We start from the raw sequence: 429 nt of genomic DNA on the forward strand, positions 1-429 counted from the left end.
GGACCTGTCCGGTCCGCTCGTCGTAGAGCCGGTAGTGCAGGTCGGTGTAGGCGAGGCCGCAGTCGGGCAGCGGCCGGCCCTTCCAGATGTCGGGCACGAGGTGCTCCTGGTCAGCGGTTGCGCAGGTGGGTGAGGTAGGCGTCCTGGAGGTCGCAGAACCGGTTCCAGAGCCGGGTACCGGCCGGGCAGCGGCGGCGGCCGTCAGTCCGGATCGCCCCGCAGATGGGCGAGCACGGCCAGCACCCGCCGGTTGCCCTCCGCCGGGTCGAGGTCCAGTTTCATGAAGATGTTGCCGGAGTGCTTGACCACCGATGCCTCGGTGACGGTGAGCCGCTGCGCGATGGTCTGGTTGTTGAGCCCCTCGGCCATCAGCGCCAGCACCTCCCGCTCGCGGGGGGTGAGACGGTTCAGCGGGCGGCTGTCCGTCTG

General features: G+C 70.4%; 1 protein-coding gene. It reads right to left on the bottom strand.

Annotated features, from left to right (window positions below):
- Nucleotides 1-201: 201 nt before the first annotated feature.
- On the bottom strand, nucleotides 202-429 hold a 228-nt coding region (locus RNC47_RS37075; protein WP_311605271.1), incomplete at its 5' end, for a helix-turn-helix domain-containing protein.

The organism is Streptomyces millisiae (genome assembly GCF_031845425.1).
Taxonomy (GTDB): domain Bacteria; phylum Actinomycetota; class Actinomycetes; order Streptomycetales; family Streptomycetaceae; genus Streptomyces; species Streptomyces millisiae.